Consider the following 17,872-nt stretch of genomic DNA (forward strand, 5'->3'; position numbering starts at 1 on the left):
CGAGCGCCCTCACCAGGCCCTGAAATACAAAACGCCCGATGCGGTGCATCGGGCGTTTTGAGGTCTGGATCTTGTCCGGATAGGTGTAAACCTATTTCAGGACTAGACAAGGCGTTCGCTCAGGCGGCGTTGCCGTAGCGGGCCTGCTTCTTCTTGACCTGCTGGCGGCATGCGTCGCCGAAGGCCTGGAAGATTTTCACCGAGTCGGGGTTCTTCACCGCCTGCCATTCCGGGTGCCATTGCACCGCGAAGAGGAAGGGCGAAATGCTCGGTGCGTGGATCGCCTCGACCAGGCCGTCTTCGGCGTGGGCGATGGCTTCCAGGCCCTTGCCGAGGGTCTTCAGGCCCTGGCCGTGCAGCGAGTTGACCTGGATCGAGTCGGCCTGCAGCAGCTTCTGCAGCCAGCTGTTCGGCGCCACGCGCACGCTGTGCGCCGGTGCGTACTGGACGTCGACCGGGTCTTCGGGGTTTTCCCGATGGTCGTTGAAGCCGGGCTCGGCGTAGACCTTCTGGTACATGTCGCCGCCCAGGGCCACGTTGATTTCCTGCATGCCGCGGCAGATGCCGAAGATCGGCAGGCCACGGGCGAGGGCGGCCTTGATCAGCGGCAGATCGAACAGATCGCGCTGCTGGTCCTGGCCCTTGCCGGGGGTTTCGTTTTCCTGGCCGTAGAGCGCCGGGTCGATGTTGCTGCCGGCACCGGTCAGGTACACGCCGTCAGCCATGTCGAGGTACTGCTCGAGGTCGTCGGTACCGCAGCAGGTCGGCACCAGCACCGGCACGCAGCCGGAGATATCGGTGATCGGAGTGATGTACTTGTGGGTCATCACTTGATAGTCGTGACCCTTGCGTTCCTGGTGGCCCATGGACATCAGGACGACGGGCTTGCGGAGTTTCGAATTGTTATTGCCAATGTTGCTGTTGGACATATGTCACCTTGGGACAGGCGCGGCCTGTCGTTTCTGTGCAGGCGCGACCGGAGGGGCGCTACCTGGGGCTTCGAGCACTGCCGCAGAGGGGTTTTGGGCGCCCGATTGCGGTCGAAACCTGCGTACCAGCCTGCCAGAGCCGTAAAATATGTCAAACAATTTCGCTTTTCAGCGTCAAATATAATGGCCGAATTCGTCACTCGGATCATTTATAACTGTATGATTTTGAAGTGTTTTTTATGTAATCCGATAAATATCGGTCCAATATTTTTTACGTAAGGCACCTTTTCGTGAAAATTATACTGAACATTTTCACGGATTTCGGCCGAGCCCGCGCCAGCCGCGTCCTTGAGCGGGCGGCATGGACTGTCGCTATGTAAGGGGGCGTCGCGTCGTCGGTTCAGTTCGCCAGAAGGACGCCCGCCGGGGGCAGCGGCGCCTTGGCCGGGTCGCCGCTGAAGGCTTCCACGCGGTTGCGGCCGCCATGCTTGGCGGCGTACAGGGCGACGTCGGCGTTGCCCACCAGGGCTTCTTCGCTGGGCACCGGGCCCTGGGCGGTGGAGGCCACGCCGATGCTCACCGTCAGTTGCCCGAGTGGGGTCCAGGCGTGGGGCTGGTGCAGCGCCTCGATGGCGGCGCGGATGCGTTCGCCGATGGCGCAGGCGGTGGCCAGGTCGGCGCCAGGCATCACCACGCTGAACTCTTCGCCGCCGAAGCGCGCGACGAAGTCGCAGTGCTCGCGCACGTTGTCGCGGATCGCCTCGGCCACGCGGCGGATGCACACGTCGCCGGCGAGATGGCCGTAGCCATCGTTGAACAGCTTGAAATGGTCGATATCCAGCATCAGCACGCTCAGCGGCTCGGCGTGGCGCGCGCAGCGGTGCCACTCGCGGCGCAAGGTCTCGTCGAGGTGGCGTTTGTTGGCGATGCGGGTGAGGTCGTCGGTGCGGCTGAGCACCGCCAGTTCCTGGTTGGCCAGGGCATAGCGGTGCGCCAGCAACTGGTGTTCCCAGGCCAGCTTGAGCGCCTCGTTGAAGCGGATTTGCAGGCGCCGGCCCATCTCGGCGATGAACGGGCAGACGATCCAGGCGGAGATGGCGAGGAAGGTCGCCTGGGGCTCGGGATCGCGGAAGTAGGCGATGCCCAGGAAGAAGAACATCGGCACGTGGAAGGCCAGGTGCGCCGGCCAGTACGACACGTTGCTCATGGCCACCATCACCGAGGCCAGGGCGATGCAGCCATAGATGACGTCCTCGTAGGGCGTGCCGTAGCTCATCAGCCAGATCGCCCCCAGGCCCCAGGCCAGGCCCACGGCGCCGCACTGCAGCATGGTCAGCCGGGCCCAGGTGGCCGGCGCCAGGCGTTGCGGGTCGCGCCGCCAGGCGTGCACCAGGCCCAGGCGCACGCACATCAGCAGCACCAGCGTGGCCAGCCACAGGCAGCGCCCGAACAGCGGCGCGCTGGCGTGGTAGACGCCGAACACCATGGTGCCGGAAAACACGTTGCCCACCGCGGTGGACGGGCTGGTGGAAAACAGCGTGGCGACGCGCTCGGCCAGGTAATCCTCGGCCGGGCGTTCGGGCATCTGCGGGGAAGGGGTGTCGACGAGGGCGGTCATGCCTGGGCTCCTGGGTGCGCCCCGTGCTGGTGCGACGGGGCGGGGAGCGGGGGCGCCTCGGCCTGGCATTGGGGCGCCAAGGTCCGTGACGGTGCGGCCGTTCGATCCGACCCCTGGCTTTGGTCTGGCAGGGAAGTGCGGTGATATCCAGTGGCCATCATGCCTGTGCCGTTCGAGGATTTCGAGCCCGTGGCGCTTGCAGCGCGACGGAAGGTTCGGGGCGCCGGCTGCGGGCAGGCAAAGCGAAACGCCCCCTTTCGATGAGCTAAAAGGGGGCGTGTCGTGGTTTGCAGGCACCATCCTGGTGCATCAGGCGTTCTGCCGTGGGTGGCTTACTTGCCGGTCTTGATGGTGGTCCAGCTGCGGGTCATCAGACGCTGGGTGTTGGCCGGCAGCCCGGGGAAGGCGTACAGCTTCTTCATCACGGCGTCGCTCGGGTAGATGCCCGGGTCCTTGCGGATTTCCTCGTTCACCAGGGTGGTGGCGGCGGAGTTGGCGTTGGGATAGGAGATGGCGTTGCTGATCTCGGCGATCACTTTCGGATCGAGCAGGAAGTTCAGGAACTGCAGCGCGCCTTCCTGGTTCTCGGCGTCCTTGGGAATGGCCACGGTATCGAAGAAGGCGCCGGCGCCCTCCTTCGGAATGTTGTAGGCGACCTTCACGTTGTTCTTGGCTTCCACCGCGCGGGCCTTGGCCTGGTAGACGTCGCCGGAATAGGCGATGGCCACGCAGATGTTGCCGTTGGCGAGGTCGGAGATGTACTTCGAGCTGTGGAAGTAGGTGATGTACGGACGGATCTTCAGGAACAGGTCCTGGGCCGCCTTGATCTCTTTCGGGTCCTGGCTGTCCGGCTTGTAGCCCAGGTAGTGCAGGGCGGCGGGCAGCATTTCGGTCGGCGAGTCGAGGAAGGTGACGCCGCACTGTTTCAGCTTCTGGATGTTCTCCGGCTTGAACACCAGGTCCCAGGAATCCACCGGGGCGTTGTCGCCGAGGGCGGCCTTGACCTTGTCCGGGTTGTAGCCGATGCCGATGGTGCCCCACATGTAGGGGATGGCGAACTTGTTGCCCGGGTCGCTGATTTCCAGGGTCTTCATCAGGTCGGGGTTGAGGTTCTTCCAGTTCGGCAGCTTGGACTTGTCCAGCGGCACATAGACGCCGGCCTTGATCTGCTTGGCGAGGAAGTTGTTGGAAGGCACCACCACGTCATAGCCCGACTTGCCGGCCAGCAGCTTGGCCTCCAGCACTTCGTTGCTGTCGTAGACGTCGTAGACGACCTTGATCCCGGTGGCCTTGGTGAACTCGTCGACCGTGTTCGGGGCGATGTAGTCCGACCAGTTGTACACGTGCAGCACTTTGTTGTCCGCCTGCGCCATACCAGCCACAGCGCCCGCCAGAGTTACAGCGAGCAGGGTCTTGCCGAAGGTCTTGAACATGCGTGAGCTCCGAGTCTTTTTGCATGCGGGGGGTTGGGTCTTCCTCGCAACTGCGCAGCAAAAAGCATTCCCGATAATGGCCTGCGGCCAGTTTTCCGTGGCGACCAGCGGCGGCTCTAGGGCGCCATCAGGGGGCGGACGGGCAGGCGGATGGGCGCCGCGACGGGATTCCGCCGCGGGCTGTTACAAGGGGTACCGTCGTGCCAGTTGGCTCAGTCGAGGCGGTAACGCGCCAGGTCCTGGGTGGATAGCACGCGCATGCGCCCCGGCTCGATGGCGCCCATGTCGTCCAGCAGGCTGAGCGGCACGTCCATCTCGCGCAGGTAGGCCGCCGGGCTGTAGCGGCTGGCGCCGTCGGCCAGCCAGGAGTCGCCGCCGGGGAAGTAGGGGCGGTGCAGGCCGACATAGCCGCGCACCTGGCGCGCGTGGCCGGCCGCCAGCAGGTAGACGCAGGTACCCTGGCAGATGCTGTTGCGTGGCACCCAGGTGTCGAACCCGGCTTCGCGCAGTAGGCGACCCATCTTGATCGCCTCGCCCAGGCTGCCGCCGATGGAATCGAGCAGCGCGATCTTGCGGGCGAACTTGCCGGGGTTGTCCTTCAGGCCCTGCAACAGGCGCTCGTAGTCGCCCGGGGCGATGTCCTCGGTGACGCGCACGGCCAGGGTCAGGCCGAGGTTCTTGTTCTGCACCGGCTTCACCTCGACCTGCGCGAACGCCGCCGTGGAACCCAGCAGGGAAAGGCCGAGGATGGCCGCGCGTAGCGAATCGATGCCCATGGAAGCGTTCCGTCTTTATTCTGGCGGTGTCATGACTGGCTGCCGAAGATACCTGCCGCCGCGCCATTTGGCACCCGCGTCACACGAAATGCAGGCGAATACCCGACGCCAAGGCTTCACTCGGCCCACGCCTTCTGGTAAAAAGGCACCCCCAAGCGGGCGTCGTATAATGGCATTACCTGAGCTTCCCAAGCTCATGACGAGGGTTCGATTCCCTTCGCCCGCTCCAGAACATCCCCGCAAGCCCTTGAAAACACTGAGTTTTTGAGGGCTTTTGCTTTTTCAGACATGCCGAGTGTCGAAAAAGTGTCGAAGACCACTCACGAAATCCGCCCAAGAGGGTTAAGGCGCACAGCCTCCGAAAGGTGATCCTTCGACAGATGCGCATAACGCATGGTCATAGCCAACGAAGCATGACCAAGGATGTTTTGCAGCGTCACAATATGCCCACCATTCATGATGAAATGGCTAGCAAAGGTATGCCGCAAAACATGGCTAGCCTGACCTCGAGGAAGCTTAATCGAGGTCGCAAGCAAGACCTTACGGAAAACGCCGAGGCAATTGGTAAACGGCCCATAGGTCTGCCAATGCAAGCGTATCGCCTCACCCAGCTCATCAGAAATCGGCACCGATCGAACACGACGAGACTTAGTATTTGCAAAAACAACCTGGCGCCCCTTAAGCCGATCAGGCGTCAAAGCCTGCGCCTCACCCCATCGCGCCCCCGTAGCAAGACAAATGCGAGCAACCATTCGCGGATGAGGCGACGTATGACGATCATCAAGAGCTGCCAACAGCTCAGAAACCTGAAATTCCGTCAAAAATGAAAGCGGCCTTTCCTGAAGCTTAAGCGGGCGAAGTCGACCTATAGGATTCTCATAATCAATAACACCAAGCTGCCGAAGCTCGTTATACATTGACTTAAGATAACCCAGCCGGTTATTGGCATACTTTGCAGACATACCCCTAGAAACCTGCTTAGACCTTACCTTGGCAACCTTCGAAGGCTCCAAAGCCACCGCAACAGGATCACCAAGATCCTTAACCATCAGACGAAGAATCGCCACACACCGCAAACCATTGGCAAGTGTTTGGCCATGCAAATCAAACCAAAGCTCAACAAGCTCAGATAGCTTACGACGATCCTTAGGTTTAGCACTCCACGAAGGATTTTCAGCACACTTAAGGCGCACCCCAGTTTCAAAACGAAGCGCCTCACCTTTAGTCTTAAATTTTCTACGAAAACGCTTACCTTTAATGGGCTCAATATCAGCAAGCCAACGACCGTCATCAAGCTTAGATACAGCCATCAAACAGCCCTCCCCCAGCGCACCGTCCGTTCACGCAACAACTCAGCCACGTGCTTATAAATCTGATGCTCCTCCTTCCCCTTCGACGCATAGTGATCCCGAATCACAGGCCAGCAATCCCATTGCTTGAGCTGCTGAAACGCACGCTGGGCCCCGATACGATCACGCGCCACGATAGAAAGAAAATTTCCCAGGAATAGCTCCACGTTCTTGCCCGAAAAACCCCGAGCAGTCTTGTAGTAACGCCTGTAAACAGTGTCCTCAAGCAGCGAATCAGCCTCGACAGAGACCACCACGTCATCACGAATCAAGGTCCAAAAGGCGTCATACATTCCCGGCCGAGAAAGCAAGCGAAACGACGCAAGCGCATAGCTCCAAAGCCCCTGAAGATGCCCAGCCAACGTGGCAAAGGAATGCGTACCTATGCATTCACCGGTCTGATGCAACACCGAGCCATCAGCGAACTGCCGAACAACCGAATGGTGAAAACGCGCTTCGATACGGTAGACCGGCTTTTCAGGGTCAAAATTGGCACTGTCATCAGCATCAAACGGGTTATCACCACGTCGCCACACCGACTCCCAGTAATCCAGCTTATCGATGGCACGTGCCTGCAACGTCTTGTTGTAAATCGCCATTTGCATGCCAGACGCCGAACCAAACAAAAACGATTGACCACGGCCATAGGTCGCAACGTTTTCATCGAAGCAAACCGATTGAATCCCCGAATGATCACGCTGAGCCCTGGCACGACAATGCAAGCGCGCGACAAGGTCAGTCGGAGGCGTCCAACCCTGCAAATCAAGCGCAACGTGAACAGCACACTGGTTAACCTCGCATTGCTCGAGCACCTGAGCAGCGACCCCATCAAGCCACGCCTGAAGCTGCCCAGGCGACCTAGAGTCAATCGCATGCGGAGACACCTCAATTTTGAGATGAGAGCCCACCACATCGGCTTTCTCGTTGAAATTCTTGATCAGCAAAATCAAGCCAAGATCAGCATTCTGGAGCTTGCACTGATACCCCGAATCACGACCCACACGACCCGCATGCCACCACTCACCAGCAAATTCAACCATGCCCGACTGCTCGAAAAGCGCTAGCACCTGAGGACGAATCAACCCCTTGTAGAGCTGGCGAACCGTATCCACACCACAGCGAAGAATTCGAACACCAGAAAGATCAGTAATGGCAGCCGAAGAAGGATCAACAAAGAGCCGCCCGCGCACGCTCTCTTCCCCAGTCAGCACATCGATTCGAACCTGATCCTTAGCCTTTTTCATTCCCCAAATCCTTCAGCAATGTGCAGTAATGACCACTTGAAAAACTGTTTATAAGACGTGCTACAGGGGCGTCTTTGGGCCCCAAAGGGCGGCCGCTAGGGAGCATCCCCGTGCTGCGCCCGACGCTGCCCCCTAGCGGCTCGCCCAAGGGCCTCAGAATCGCCAATGCTCAGCACAGGCAACGCCAGTTGGGCGGCTACCTGCGGCGACGTAAACGGGGCTTGTGAGAGGTCAGAAAGGGGCTTAGCGGGGTCAAACACTCGCGCCGAAAGCATGACCACCAGATTGGAAGCCTTAGTACGCTCGGAATCGAACCGGAACAGGCGCCCCACGACCGGAACATCCGACAGAAGCGGCACCCTCGAGGTCGACTTATCGGTCTGCTCAGAACGCAGACCACCAAGCAAGATCCCGGACCCGTTAGCCAGCTGCACCTTTGTCGAAATACGCCGGGTATTGGTGATGATGTCAGCTGCCGTTTTATCGTTTGAGACGCTAGAGGCATCCTGTTCAATCGTGAGTTCGATAGAGCCAGAAGGGGTGATAAACGGCTTCACCTTCAACGTAACGCCTACATCCTGCCGAGTGATGGTCTGATAGGGGTTATCAGCGGGCGTCGCGCCAGAGGTAGTGCTACCAGTGATGAAGGGAACATTCTGGCCAACGACAATGCTGGCCTCCTCGCGATTCAGCGTAAGCAGCTGCGGAGTGGACAGAATCCGACTACGCCCGGTCGACTTGACCGCTTGGAAGAAGGCCCCCAGCGTCGGCCCGTCAAACGTCATGCTGAAACCAAGATCGGAGTAATCAACCTTCCCGAATGCAGTACCGCTGATGCTCAGACGGTTATTCGCGGCCGTGACGTTCAACCCGAGCGACTGAAAATCATCGTCCGAAAGCTCGGCCACCACAGCCGTAATCATCACCTGCCGCCTCGGCCGATCAATCTCCTTAACGACCTGCCGAACGACGTCGAGCTGATCCGCAGTGGCCGTCACAATCAGCGCATTCGACGTAGGCGACGGCGAAACCATCGCCTGCGCCTGGCCTGGCATCGAGCCTTTGCTAGAGGCTTGATCGGCCGCCATACGAGAGTTCAAAACATCACGCACGGACTCAAAGGCAAAATCAGACTGAAGGTTTTGAAGCTGAATAACTTCCGTTTTAAACGAAAGCGGAACCGGCATTTCTTTCGAACTAACTTGTATGGTTTTCGCGTCACTCGAAAAATAAAAGCCAGCCGTGCGAACCGCCTGACCAACTAAATCTTCAAGCTGTTGGGGGGTATCGTACTTTGCATAAATAGACAAAGGCGCCGACTTTAAATCGGCGCCCACAATAAGAGATTTGCCAAGATGGGCAGAGGCCCAATCCACCAAATCCATAACCGTGCCCTCTGATATGTCAATGGCTTCTGTAGCACTAACAATCGGAGCAAAAACCATCCCGAGAGCGAGCAGCCCCCTAGCTATGTAGACCATGATTAAGCCCTAGCGATAGATAGAAAGATAATCACTGTCACGAACAAGCAGGGCCTCAGAGGCGCCACGATCCTTAACAGTAATGTTCTTTACGGCAAAGTCTTTAGAGTTGATACGCTTGCCATCCTTGGATTCGAATATGTAACGAACGCCGTCAGGAAAGCGCTGGAAGGAAGTAATCTTGTAATCCGCAAATTCTTCTTTAAGTTTCTTGCTCTCAACAGGCGCAGCAGCTGGCTTTGATTGATCTACGCCAGCAACCTTAGGAGATGCGTGATAAGTCGCCGCAAAAGTAACACTCGCCGCCAAGAGTGCCCCGATAAAGAATCCTGTAATCACTCGGGTGCGACGGAAAAAAATCTTAGTGGTGCGCATATAGAACCCCAGATTACGGACGGCAATCGGAAGCTTTCTGCGCCAATAGCCGGGAGGCAGCATCGAGTAACTACCCTTGTCGTACTCTTTGTCATATTCCTGAGTAGTGTCGTAAAAGTCGTAATACTCCGAGCCGCGATAAAACCACTCGTCGACCTTCATCGAATTAAACTTAGCGCCATACTTAACTATTGCGTAATGCATCTTAGGCAGGCAACCGTTCCAGAGCCCGAAGCTCAGGAAACGCCCCATTGCGCTTAGGAACGGAATCTTGACCCGATCAAGACGATTAATATAAACAACGTGCTCAGCAATCGATTCGCGTATTTGCTTGTCAATTACATTGATGTTTTGAACGATAAGCCACAAATCCCACCGGCGTTTGCGGAGGAAGAGAAAGAACTTAAGCAAGTCAGTACGACCACCCGAGTTCCAATCCCGAGAGTTAAGCCAAACACCCGCCTCATCGAGGAAGATTCCGCCGAATTTCTCCTCATCGTAAACATCACAACCAATACCAAGACCAACAAGATCATCAGCCGTAGGAAGGTCAGGCAGACGAACAACACGGGAGTGACGATTGTTAGGCTGGCACAACTTGTTCATACGAACATCAACATTCACCGCCACACGACGGCCCTTCTTGAGGTACTCAAGTATCTTCATGACAGCAAGAAGAGTCTTCCCTGCGCCAAGTTTGCCGGTGACGATATAGACAGCCATAGCAATACCTATGCGTTTTCGAATTTTTCAGTAATTCGAACAACCCACATAAAGATTAGAGACTTCAGGCGGGCCAGCATGATAGTAGAAATTGCAATCGAGAGATTGCTAGGAAGGAACATGCGCCCTATAACAATTAAGTCATTGGGCGCCTGCGCAGAAATTCCAGACCCAATAGCTTCCAGCGCTAGGGTAAATACAGTGATCGCCGCACCGATAGATGCAATCACCATAATGATAACGCCGAGCTTGCTAAAGAACTTCGCAATATACTCAAGGAACGGGGCGATCAACGGAGAAATAAAGCCAATTACCCACTTGGTCAACTGCGCGAAGAAACGCGGGAACAGCTTTTTGAGGAAGCCAATTATCCAGTTCATAGTTAGCCCTTCTTAGCCGCCTTCGCATCTTCAAGACGAAGACCAGAGTAGAAAATCTTCCAAACCGCAATAATCGTCCAGCACCAAACAAGCCACTCAAGTAACGCCTTCATGCGGCTAAGTATGCAAGTGTCCAACGACATATTGACCGTATACTTGCCAAGCGCAAAGTTGATCGCGTAGATACCGCAGCCCGACGCAGACGGGAAAACTCGGTTCAAGGCATTACCAAGGTCAATGCCACCACCAAACCAAGAATCAACCGTGGCCGGCACGCCATCTAATTTATCTTGCACCTCGCCTTCATGCTCTTGCTGAACACGATCACCCTCCGATTTGAGCTTGGCGGCAATGGCATCACCCGCATTGCCCCCTTTAACTTCCGCCTCGGAATCGGAGCCGTCGCCGGAACTGTCATAATCAGTCCCAAACAGCTTGTCGATAATCGTTTCCAACAAGCTATTGGTTTTATCGATTTTGGGCCCCAGCTTTTCGCCAAGGTCATTAATCGCTTGGTTCGTGGCACCAGAGCTGCCGGACTGCGGAGAGCTCCCAGGAGTGCCCCCAGGCGCCATTGGGTCATTATTTTCATTCCCGTCAGCGTTACCGCCATTGGCGGGGTGATCGGGCGAAGATGGGCTAATAACCTTAGTCGGATCACTCGGATCAAAACAAGTTTGCTGGCCGTTGAAGTAACTACAGTTGTTCTGAGGCTTGTCAGTATTTAAGCATTGAAATGTACCATTGAACTCGCCGCAGCCCTCATCTTGCTTATAGCAACCATATTGGCCGTTAATTTCACCGCACCCATTGGCTTCATCTTTAATGCAAACAGTCTTACTTCCAGCTGTAACACACCCCGAATCAGGATTAGTATCACCTTCCGAAGGTACATCGGCGCAAGTTTTATCGCCGCAATCAGTAGCATTATCACTAGCCTCCTCTCCGGAGCCAGTGTAATAAGCCGTGCAGATATGAGTACCATCAGCCTCTTTGTCAAGATTGCAGTTCGTTTTCGCACCGTTAGGGATATATGCACAACCATCGGAGTTCATTTCCCGAGGACATGAATAAAGCTTAGAGCTGGCGACATAAGTGCACGACATAGCAACAGCTTTCTTTTTTCCAGCCGTCGCGCCGCAATTCAATGGCATATCGCAAGCGCCAGTAGTGGCGTTATAAGTGGCGCCAGTCGGGCAAGCGGTACCCCTGCGCGTAATGCTAAAGAGCCCGGTAGCATCCTGAGTCGCCGTACCCGTATTGTTTACAGCGCCAGTAGCACGAACATACGTCGTAAATGTAAATGTGCAGTACGCAACACCGGTCCCGGAGCTGAAGTTCCCCCATGACGCATATTTATAGACGGCATATGTCGAGTTATTTTGTGCATTGCTTTGCGTGGTCGCGTATGTCGCTAGAGCAGTACAAGCCGCCACCGCACTCGTATATTGAGTGGCCGTATCGCCACGACGATTCCAGTAATAATCAGCCGCAAAACTAAATTGCCCCCACGCAAGAAGCGTGAGGGCAATAAGTAGGCGGATAGCCGCGCGCATCTACCCGCCCACCCGTCAGGCGCCAGCGGCCGAGAACACGCGGCCGGCCAGCTTGAAGAGGGCGACGCCGCCACGGATCACGCCGAAGAGGATGCCACCGGCGGCCATCAGAGCGCCGAAGGCGGTCGCCAGATCGGTGAACACGTCCATGATCTCGGGCGGGATGGTGATCGCCGCGTTCGCCATTCCGGCCGTCATGCCGGCGGACAGAACGCCGAGCATGGCGAGGGTTTTGACGCTGGAAGCGGCCATGATTTGGCCCCCGGCTTTACCGGCCGGAGTCACGTCGCTGGAAACACCAACCGGCAGGGCCGGCAGCTTGCTTTGCAGTTTCATGAGGTTTTTCCTCTTACGTTGCGGCATCAATCAATTCCTTCCACCCGAGGCGGAAGTGACCGTAGGCGATGCCGATGCCCACAGAACCGACAGCGAGCCCAGTGATAAACAGATACGTGTCCCAGGAGAGCGACATAGCCGTTACCTCTGATGCCCATGAATGAGGCCCAAAGCCGCGCACTGGACGAGGCCAAGGACGAGGTGAAGGGCGAACAAATCGCCCAAGGTGACGTTTGCCAGCCATTCGGACATGGAGTCCCCCTTGCCTACGCAGGCGGCTGAAAGATCGGCGGAAGTTGCCCGGCTGCGCCGGTAGCCCTTTATCCAAGAGCAAGGTCGTAAGGGCTCTGCCCTTACAATCCCGCCCTTCGCCAGGGAGTCAGAGGGGCGGGGGGATAGAGCTTCCCCCGCCCCTATGACTCGGAGGCTGTTTTGTCGGGGAGCCATCAAGGGTTCGCTTCGCCCGTGCCTCCGTTCGCCGGAACGGTGAAGCTGTTCCGACGAGCCGGGGGCGCGGCCCTTGACGGGGGCGAGACTGGCGCCGATGGGATGCACGTAAACGGCAAGAACGGCGCCGACGGAGGCCGCGCAGACACCGGACACATCGTCAGACGGCGCGGGGGCAGATCGCGGCGGCTCGCAGGAAACGGGCCACGCGATAGAGCAGCGGGCCACACCTGCTAGGCCGCCGCGGCCCCCGTTCCCATCCACGTACACCGGCTGAGAGGCGCGGCCGAAGAGCGGCGCCACGTCAGACGATGATGCCCAGGCGGCTTCCATCATCAGGCCCCGGGCTTGTCGCTGGCGGCGGCACGCGGAGCGGAAGCACCGGCCTTGACCGCTTCCACGTCGACGATACGAGGTTGCATCTTCCCGCCCGCAGCCTTCACGAGACGGATATGCAGCTGAAGCTCCACCGGCTCAGTCACAGCCGGAAACTTGTCGAAAACGGACGGTTCGACGCCGATCTTCGAAATCGCGTAACCGCGAGTGTCCCCGACACGTTCCGTTTCCGGCTGGCGACCCACGAACGCCGAGACAAACACCGAGCGTTCCACCGTGGTGCGCTCAACACCAAGCACCAACATGTTTTGTTTCATCACTTGATCGAACATAGGAATTACCTCCTAGGGGTTTTTGAAGTGCCCAACCGGGCGTTAAACGTGAAAGCCTGCTTTTACTGCCCACTCCCGAAACTGCCCAAACTCTGCTTTTTCAAGCCGGGCCCGGTGAAGCATTCGCGCCAAGGGCATATAACGGTGACGACAACGCCGACACCTAATCGACCAAACAAGCGTCGCGGCATATGCCGGATCAAACGATTGCGGGCTTTTCCGGCAATGCCACAGATACAACAGAAGCGGTTCGCCTACTTCATGCTTGCTATCCTGATAGTTCCAGATAGCCCGGCAGCCAAAACTAACTACTGAAATCAGGGCAGCCAGCAGCAATCCAAGCACTAAGGACGAAACCACCCAGCTTGAGAAGATCAGTTCCACGATTGGCCGCCTCTTGCTGCAAAAGAAGGAAATCCGAAGTTTTAACTTGAACCAGGAACTTCTTAGGCGGGTCGCCCGGAGTTTCCCGGCGCGGGGGAATAATCGCGCTCATAATGACCACCAGAAAAAGAAGTAAAGAGGAATCCCCAAGTAAGACGTAACAACGACAACAAAGAAGCAATACAGCTGAACAATCCTTTTAGGGTCTACGGAAGATATCTCCCGCATAGAACGCCCTCGAATCGAATCCCTCAGTTCTAGAGACACTCCAATCAGAGCGGCTACGACCACCGCAGTAGCAAGGTCCACGTACAATTCGCCAAACACCACCTTGAAGATAAATACGGTGGCGACGACAGAAAGGGCCATGTACACGAGCAGGGTTAGGACCCATTCTCTTAACCCAGCAAACCGAGCAGTCACAATCTTCAGCATGAGGAAGCCCTAAGTATTTGCGAGCGTGCATAACTATTCGCCCAAGAAATCCCAAGCCTTACACTTAGAAATTCGCTCAATACTGCAAACAACCGCAGGAATAAAAACCAAAAAGAAATTAAAAATCCAAATCAAATAAAAGTTAAAAACAGGGAGTCCAACACCATACAAATCAGAAGTAACTTTGCAAAAAATACCAACGCAGGCAAACAAGGCAAAAAACCAGAAGCCAAGCTCAATTACCAGCTTAAAAGCCCTCATGCCGGAACCCTCCGAGCAAGAGCGACATAGGAAGGCATAACCGGGCCAGCATTCTTAGGCGAAGGGAAACCAGAAGAAGAGCAGCGAAAAATAAGAGAGTCCACAAGACGATTCAGTGCAATGTGCTGTTCAGCAGAAATCTGCCCCGTAACCCAAAGACACTCGAGAAAGCCATCAAGCTTAAATGCCATAGAAAGACGATGAGAATCGGTGGAGGCGAGGTAAGAACCCTCAGCGATGCGCCAAAAGGTAAGAAGAGCAAAAGAGTCCATTAAAAATCCTCCTCTTCCAGCAACTGCTTATTGAGCAACGCGACATTGACCATGAGGTATTTCCCAACCCGACGAGTCGGCAGATAGCCCTGGCGAATCCAGCCACGGACCGTATCGGTCTCCGAGGCCATACCGATCCAAGCGCAAAAGACCTTCCACGGCAGAAGGGGCGGGGCGGCTGTGAGTTCCTTTACCTTGATCTGTTCCAGTTCCATGGCCTTTGCTGCACTATGTTGGTCTATACGGCACTACCTTGGATTAGATAGCGGGTTTAATAACTAAACCTTGGGCATAGATTAACCAGCTTAGCTTTGTGGTTCAATAGCTAAACTCAAAGCGAATTAGAACTTTATGGAATCAATTCAGGATAGGGCTATAGCTTTGATTTATAAGGCAGGGTTAGACGATCTAGTCCGTGCCTCGGAAATCAACTACAGCCGCTGGAAAAACATCAGACACAAGACAGTACGAATCAGCAGTGAAGAGCTAGACGTACTGGTACGGGTCTTTCCTCAGTACGCGCTATGGCTTGCCAGCGGCCAAACCGCACCAGAGTGCGGCCAAACAAGCCCCGAGTACGACGAAGCCAACAGAAACTTGACCAGTCAAAACGTGGGATAGCGATCACCAAGGAAGTGAGTAGGCGCTGGTATGCCCGAAGACCGACAGGGAAAGAAAATTGATCAGGACGAATAGACCAATACAAATCCATGTGAGCCCTGCAAACCTAGTAGCCTCAATCGCTCTAGGTATTTTTCTAGGCGGGCTAGCACTAGGGGCAAGCTGGCACCTCTACATGATCTGGCAACTAAAAATGCTAGAAGAGCCGATCACCACACGAGAGGCAACGCAAACACCATCCGTCACCATGCCAACAGAAACGGCACAATGCCAAGCATGGAGATCGATTTTCAGCAACGAACGCAACCCCGCATACAAAGAGCAATACCGAACGCGCATGCTAAAAGAATGCTCATAAGCGTCGAAAAAGTGTCGAAAACGTAACCCATCACTGGGCTACATAGACCAAAAGCAAACGCGCAAAACCCCGCAATATGCAGCGTAGGGCACTGATAACCATAGTAATTATAGGGTTCGATTCCCTTCGCCCGCTCCAGAACACCCTGCCGAACCCCTGAAATGCCTAGCGTTTCGGGGGTTTTGCGTTTTCGGGGGCGGAAAAAAACGCCGTTGCGGCGATGCCTCTGTCGCGGGCCCGAGGCCGCCCCTCATCGTCCCCTGATCAAGGGACTTGCGAAGCGCGGTGTGGACTCTCCAGTCGGTTGCTTCGCGATTCCTGTCGAGCGAACCCGCGGCCCCTCTGGCCAATCTCTTCGTGGTGCCCCTGGCCGCCCAGGCATCCGCGCCCTGGGACATGGCGCTGCTCGCCAGCCGTGGCGGCCTGGGCTATACGTTCATGCTGAATGGCAAGCAGCCGGCTGGTTGGGTGAATTCACCGACTGGAATCTTCACTTCGGTTTAAAGGACAGATGCCCGCATGTTGACCTTTGTCTGTTGCGTCGAATACGGCCGCCTCGAACAGCAAACGCTGCTGATGATCGAGTCGTTGAGGGCATTTGGCGGCGAGCTCGCTTCTTCCAGGTTGCTTGCGGTCAAGGGGCGGCGGGGCCCGGCGCTGATGCCATCGACGTTGCGCGCATTCGAGCGGCTGAATGTGGAGTTCGTCGAAGCGAAGGAAGGGGAGAACCCGCATCCCTGGCTCAACTATGCGAACAAGGTGGTTGCCGTGCAGACCGCCGAACGCATGGCGCGCACGGAGACCATCGCCTGGCTGGATAGCGACATCTTCGTACTGAGCGAGCCGAGCGCGTTGTTGCTGAATGGCGAAGAGGCATTCGTCGCCAGGCGCGAATGGTTGCCGCCGGCGATGTTCAGGGGCGACGCCCACTATGAGCCGTATTGGCGCGACGTATGCCAGGTGCTCGACACTTCATTGGATGCTTTGCCGTGGTGCGCCGCGGATGGCCGGCGCGCCGAACAACTGGCCTATTTCAATTCCGGCCTGTTCTCGTGGCGACGCGGCACCGGCTTTGCCGATGCCTATTATTCCGCCTTCTCGAAACTTCTACGGAGCAAGTTGGCGACCCCCGAAGGGCAATTCTTTACGGCGGACCAGGTGATACTCAGTCCCATCGTCGCCCGCCTTGGCCTGAAGTGGCGCGAATTGACTCCCGATCAACACAATATGGTCTTCCAGGGTTTCATAACCGGCCCCGAGGCCGCGCCCTGCATGGATAAGTCATCTGTCGTTCATTATTCCCGATCCATGGAGCATCCGTATCGCGAGGCGTTCTTGCGCAGGCTGGGCAGCGAGCGTCCCGAGTTCGCCAACTGGCTGGCGGAGCGCCTGGCGACCCATGGCAATAGCGACGCCAAGCCCATGAGTACGAACAAGCTTTTCGCGAAAATGCTGCGCGTTGCGCGTGGCCTGCAATATCGGCTCTATGATCGATCGACGATCCGTTCGACCTCTGGAAGGGCACAGTGAAGCCCGGCAGCGTCAGGCGCGTATATCTCCGGGGTGGAAATAGTCGCCAATAAAGAGTCTTTAAATTGGCGTTGGCGAAGTTTCAGGGGCGACAACGGTATATTTCTGGCGCTTATTATCGCTCGAATCGGGACTTCACATTCGCCAATTGAGTCTTATGCTGAATAACCTGCCTGCCCTGTATCGCGCCACGTCGTCAGGATCACTTGCAAGCGACCCCTTCGCGGCCATGCTTCACGTTGCATTCAGTGCCTGGCAGTTACCCAACTGCGCAATCCCTGATTCTGGAGACTCCATCATGGCCAATCGCCAAAACGGTACCGTCAAGTGGTTCAACGCCGAGAAAGGCTTCGGCTTCATCACCCCGGAAAGCGGACCCGATGTGTTCGTGCACTTCCGCCAGATCGAAACCAGCGGCTACAAGACCCTGGAGGAAGGCCAGAAGGTCAGCTTCATCGTGACCGCTGGCGCCAAGGGCCCGCAGGCCGAGCAGGTGCAGATCGTCTAACCCCTCTCGGGGTCGACGCAAGCCCCGCAGCCCAACGGCTGCGGGGCTTTTTCATGGGCGCTCGGCGGTGTTTGCCGCGCCGGCGGACGAAGCGCTGTCGCGACCTCTCCCGATCTACCGTCGGTCGCGCATTCCCCCCTTCCATCCGAGGTTTCGGCGCGGCTTCCAGGTGTTTCACGGCTGAGATG

Annotated in this window: 19 protein-coding genes and 1 tRNA gene; 4 read left to right on the plus strand and 16 right to left on the minus strand. The window is 56.8% G+C overall.

Annotation, left to right across the window (positions count from 1 at the left end; translation table 11 throughout):
• Positions 1-119: 119 nt before the first annotated feature.
• The 4 genes from P3W75_RS12200 to P3W75_RS12215 form a co-directional block, all read right to left on the minus strand.
• Positions 120-929: a gamma-glutamyl-gamma-aminobutyrate hydrolase family protein gene (locus P3W75_RS12200; RefSeq protein ID WP_276227604.1), complete on the minus strand. Its 810-nt coding sequence runs from the start codon at positions 927-929 to the stop codon at positions 120-122.
• 400 nt (positions 930-1,329) lie between these two features.
• On the minus strand, positions 1,330-2,547 hold the full coding sequence (locus P3W75_RS12205) for a GGDEF domain-containing protein (protein ID WP_276227605.1): 1,218 nt from the start codon (positions 2,545-2,547) through the stop codon (positions 1,330-1,332).
• 332 nt (positions 2,548-2,879) lie between these two features.
• Entirely contained in the window at positions 2,880-3,980 is a 1,101-nt protein-coding gene (locus P3W75_RS12210; protein WP_276227606.1) for a polyamine ABC transporter substrate-binding protein, read from the minus strand.
• Between the two features lie 212 nt (positions 3,981-4,192).
• A complete protein-coding gene (locus tag P3W75_RS12215) occupies positions 4,193-4,756 on the minus strand; it encodes a hypothetical protein (protein WP_276227607.1) in 564 nt (187 codons plus the stop codon).
• 155 nt (positions 4,757-4,911) lie between these two features.
• Here P3W75_RS12215 and P3W75_RS12220 point away from each other — a divergent pair.
• Positions 4,912-4,985, plus strand: a tRNA-Gly gene (locus P3W75_RS12220).
• A gap of 91 nt (positions 4,986-5,076) precedes the next feature.
• Here the strand turns inward: P3W75_RS12220 and P3W75_RS12225 are convergent.
• The 12 genes from P3W75_RS12225 to P3W75_RS12275 all read right to left on the minus strand — a co-directional run bounded on the left by P3W75_RS12225 (position 5,077) and on the right by P3W75_RS12275 (position 14,882).
• Positions 5,077-6,066 (minus strand): phage integrase, encoded by a 990-nt coding sequence (locus tag P3W75_RS12225; protein WP_276227608.1) that lies wholly within the window; start codon positions 6,064-6,066, stop codon positions 5,077-5,079.
• Positions 6,066-7,349 carry a hypothetical protein gene (locus P3W75_RS12230; protein ID WP_276227609.1) on the minus strand — a complete coding sequence of 428 codons (1,284 nt, stop codon included), beginning with the start codon at positions 7,347-7,349 and terminating at the stop codon, positions 6,066-6,068. Before P3W75_RS12230 ends, P3W75_RS12225 begins: the two co-directional genes overlap by 1 nt.
• A gap of 95 nt (positions 7,350-7,444) precedes the next feature.
• On the minus strand, positions 7,445-8,830 hold the full coding sequence (locus tag P3W75_RS12235; RefSeq protein ID WP_276227610.1) for a type II secretion system protein GspD: 1,386 nt from the start codon (positions 8,828-8,830) through the stop codon (positions 7,445-7,447).
• A 9-nt stretch (positions 8,831-8,839) separates the two neighbouring features.
• Complete coding sequence (locus P3W75_RS12240; RefSeq protein WP_276227611.1) at positions 8,840-9,928, minus strand: zonular occludens toxin domain-containing protein; 1,089 nt, start codon at positions 9,926-9,928, stop codon at positions 8,840-8,842.
• An 8-nt stretch (positions 9,929-9,936) separates the two neighbouring features.
• Complete coding sequence (locus P3W75_RS12245) at positions 9,937-10,308, minus strand: hypothetical protein (RefSeq protein ID WP_276227612.1); 372 nt, start codon at positions 10,306-10,308, stop codon at positions 9,937-9,939.
• Positions 10,309-10,310: 2 nt separating this feature from the next.
• On the minus strand, positions 10,311-11,864 hold the full coding sequence (locus P3W75_RS12250) for a hypothetical protein (RefSeq protein ID WP_276227613.1): 1,554 nt from the start codon (positions 11,862-11,864) through the stop codon (positions 10,311-10,313).
• A 15-nt stretch (positions 11,865-11,879) separates the two neighbouring features.
• A complete protein-coding gene (locus P3W75_RS12255; RefSeq protein ID WP_276227614.1) occupies positions 11,880-12,200 on the minus strand; it encodes a hypothetical protein in 321 nt (106 codons plus the stop codon).
• Between the two features lie 782 nt (positions 12,201-12,982).
• Entirely contained in the window at positions 12,983-13,315 is a 333-nt protein-coding gene (locus P3W75_RS12260; RefSeq protein WP_276227615.1) for a hypothetical protein, read from the minus strand.
• A gap of 42 nt (positions 13,316-13,357) precedes the next feature.
• Positions 13,358-13,699 (minus strand): hypothetical protein, encoded by a 342-nt coding sequence (locus P3W75_RS12265; RefSeq protein WP_276227616.1) that lies wholly within the window; start codon positions 13,697-13,699, stop codon positions 13,358-13,360.
• Between the two features lie 199 nt (positions 13,700-13,898).
• Complete coding sequence (gene pflM, locus P3W75_RS31895; RefSeq protein WP_430765365.1) at positions 13,899-14,165, minus strand: lysogeny maintenance protein PflM; 267 nt, start codon at positions 14,163-14,165, stop codon at positions 13,899-13,901.
• 2 nt (positions 14,166-14,167) lie between these two features.
• Positions 14,168-14,395 carry a hypothetical protein gene (locus P3W75_RS12270; RefSeq protein ID WP_276227617.1) on the minus strand — a complete coding sequence of 76 codons (228 nt, stop codon included), beginning with the start codon at positions 14,393-14,395 and terminating at the stop codon, positions 14,168-14,170.
• Positions 14,396-14,666: 271 nt separating this feature from the next.
• Entirely contained in the window at positions 14,667-14,882 is a 216-nt protein-coding gene (locus tag P3W75_RS12275; protein ID WP_276227618.1) for a DNA-binding protein, read from the minus strand.
• A gap of 136 nt (positions 14,883-15,018) precedes the next feature.
• On the opposite strand from P3W75_RS12275, the gene P3W75_RS12280 reads away from it, so the two are divergent.
• The 3 genes from P3W75_RS12280 to P3W75_RS12290 all read left to right on the plus strand — a co-directional run bounded on the left by P3W75_RS12280 (position 15,019) and on the right by P3W75_RS12290 (position 17,684).
• The gene (locus P3W75_RS12280; protein WP_276227619.1) at positions 15,019-15,288 is read left to right on the plus strand and encodes a hypothetical protein; all 270 of its coding nucleotides are present in this window, start codon (positions 15,019-15,021) and stop codon (positions 15,286-15,288) included.
• An 877-nt stretch (positions 15,289-16,165) separates the two neighbouring features.
• Complete coding sequence (locus P3W75_RS12285; protein WP_276227620.1) at positions 16,166-17,176, plus strand: hypothetical protein; 1,011 nt, start codon at positions 16,166-16,168, stop codon at positions 17,174-17,176.
• Between the two features lie 298 nt (positions 17,177-17,474).
• Positions 17,475-17,684: a cold-shock protein gene (locus P3W75_RS12290; RefSeq protein WP_276227621.1), complete on the plus strand. Its 210-nt coding sequence runs from the start codon at positions 17,475-17,477 to the stop codon at positions 17,682-17,684.
• Positions 17,685-17,872: the final 188 nt, after the last annotated feature.

The organism is Pseudomonas citronellolis (assembly GCF_029335315.1).
Classification (GTDB): Bacteria; Pseudomonadota; Gammaproteobacteria; order Pseudomonadales; family Pseudomonadaceae; genus Pseudomonas; species Pseudomonas citronellolis_A.

What these genes read in the sequence shown, in the direction of transcription:
- P3W75_RS12200 (WP_276227604.1), bottom strand. Translation starts at nt 929, where the DNA reads ATGTCCAACAGCAACATTGGCAATAACAATTCGAAACTCCGCAAGCCC.
- P3W75_RS12205 (WP_276227605.1), bottom strand. Translation starts at nt 2,547, where the DNA reads ATGACCGCCCTCGTCGACACCCCTTCCCCGCAGATGCCCGAACGCCCG.
- P3W75_RS12210 (WP_276227606.1), bottom strand. Translation starts at nt 3,980, where the DNA reads ATGTTCAAGACCTTCGGCAAGACCCTGCTCGCTGTAACTCTGGCGGGC.
- P3W75_RS12215 (WP_276227607.1), bottom strand. Translation starts at nt 4,756, where the DNA reads ATGGGCATCGATTCGCTACGCGCGGCCATCCTCGGCCTTTCCCTGCTG.
- P3W75_RS12225 (WP_276227608.1), bottom strand. Translation starts at nt 6,066, where the DNA reads ATGGCTGTATCTAAGCTTGATGACGGTCGTTGGCTTGCTGATATTGAG.
- P3W75_RS12230 (WP_276227609.1), bottom strand. Translation starts at nt 7,349, where the DNA reads ATGAAAAAGGCTAAGGATCAGGTTCGAATCGATGTGCTGACTGGGGAA.
- P3W75_RS12235 (WP_276227610.1), bottom strand. Translation starts at nt 8,830, where the DNA reads ATGGTCTACATAGCTAGGGGGCTGCTCGCTCTCGGGATGGTTTTTGCT.
- P3W75_RS12240 (WP_276227611.1), bottom strand. Translation starts at nt 9,928, where the DNA reads ATGGCTGTCTATATCGTCACCGGCAAACTTGGCGCAGGGAAGACTCTT.
- P3W75_RS12245 (WP_276227612.1), bottom strand. Translation starts at nt 10,308, where the DNA reads ATGAACTGGATAATTGGCTTCCTCAAAAAGCTGTTCCCGCGTTTCTTC.
- P3W75_RS12250 (WP_276227613.1), bottom strand. Translation starts at nt 11,864, where the DNA reads ATGCGCGCGGCTATCCGCCTACTTATTGCCCTCACGCTTCTTGCGTGG.
- P3W75_RS12255 (WP_276227614.1), bottom strand. Translation starts at nt 12,200, where the DNA reads ATGAAACTGCAAAGCAAGCTGCCGGCCCTGCCGGTTGGTGTTTCCAGC.
- P3W75_RS12260 (WP_276227615.1), bottom strand. Translation starts at nt 13,315, where the DNA reads ATGTTCGATCAAGTGATGAAACAAAACATGTTGGTGCTTGGTGTTGAG.
- pflM (WP_430765365.1), bottom strand. Translation starts at nt 14,165, where the DNA reads ATGCACGCTCGCAAATACTTAGGGCTTCCTCATGCTGAAGATTGTGAC.
- P3W75_RS12270 (WP_276227617.1), bottom strand. Translation starts at nt 14,395, where the DNA reads ATGAGGGCTTTTAAGCTGGTAATTGAGCTTGGCTTCTGGTTTTTTGCC.
- P3W75_RS12275 (WP_276227618.1), bottom strand. Translation starts at nt 14,882, where the DNA reads ATGGAACTGGAACAGATCAAGGTAAAGGAACTCACAGCCGCCCCGCCC.
- P3W75_RS12280 (WP_276227619.1), top strand. Translation starts at nt 15,019, where the DNA reads ATGGAATCAATTCAGGATAGGGCTATAGCTTTGATTTATAAGGCAGGG.
- P3W75_RS12285 (WP_276227620.1), top strand. Translation starts at nt 16,166, where the DNA reads ATGTTGACCTTTGTCTGTTGCGTCGAATACGGCCGCCTCGAACAGCAA.
- P3W75_RS12290 (WP_276227621.1), top strand. Translation starts at nt 17,475, where the DNA reads ATGGCCAATCGCCAAAACGGTACCGTCAAGTGGTTCAACGCCGAGAAA.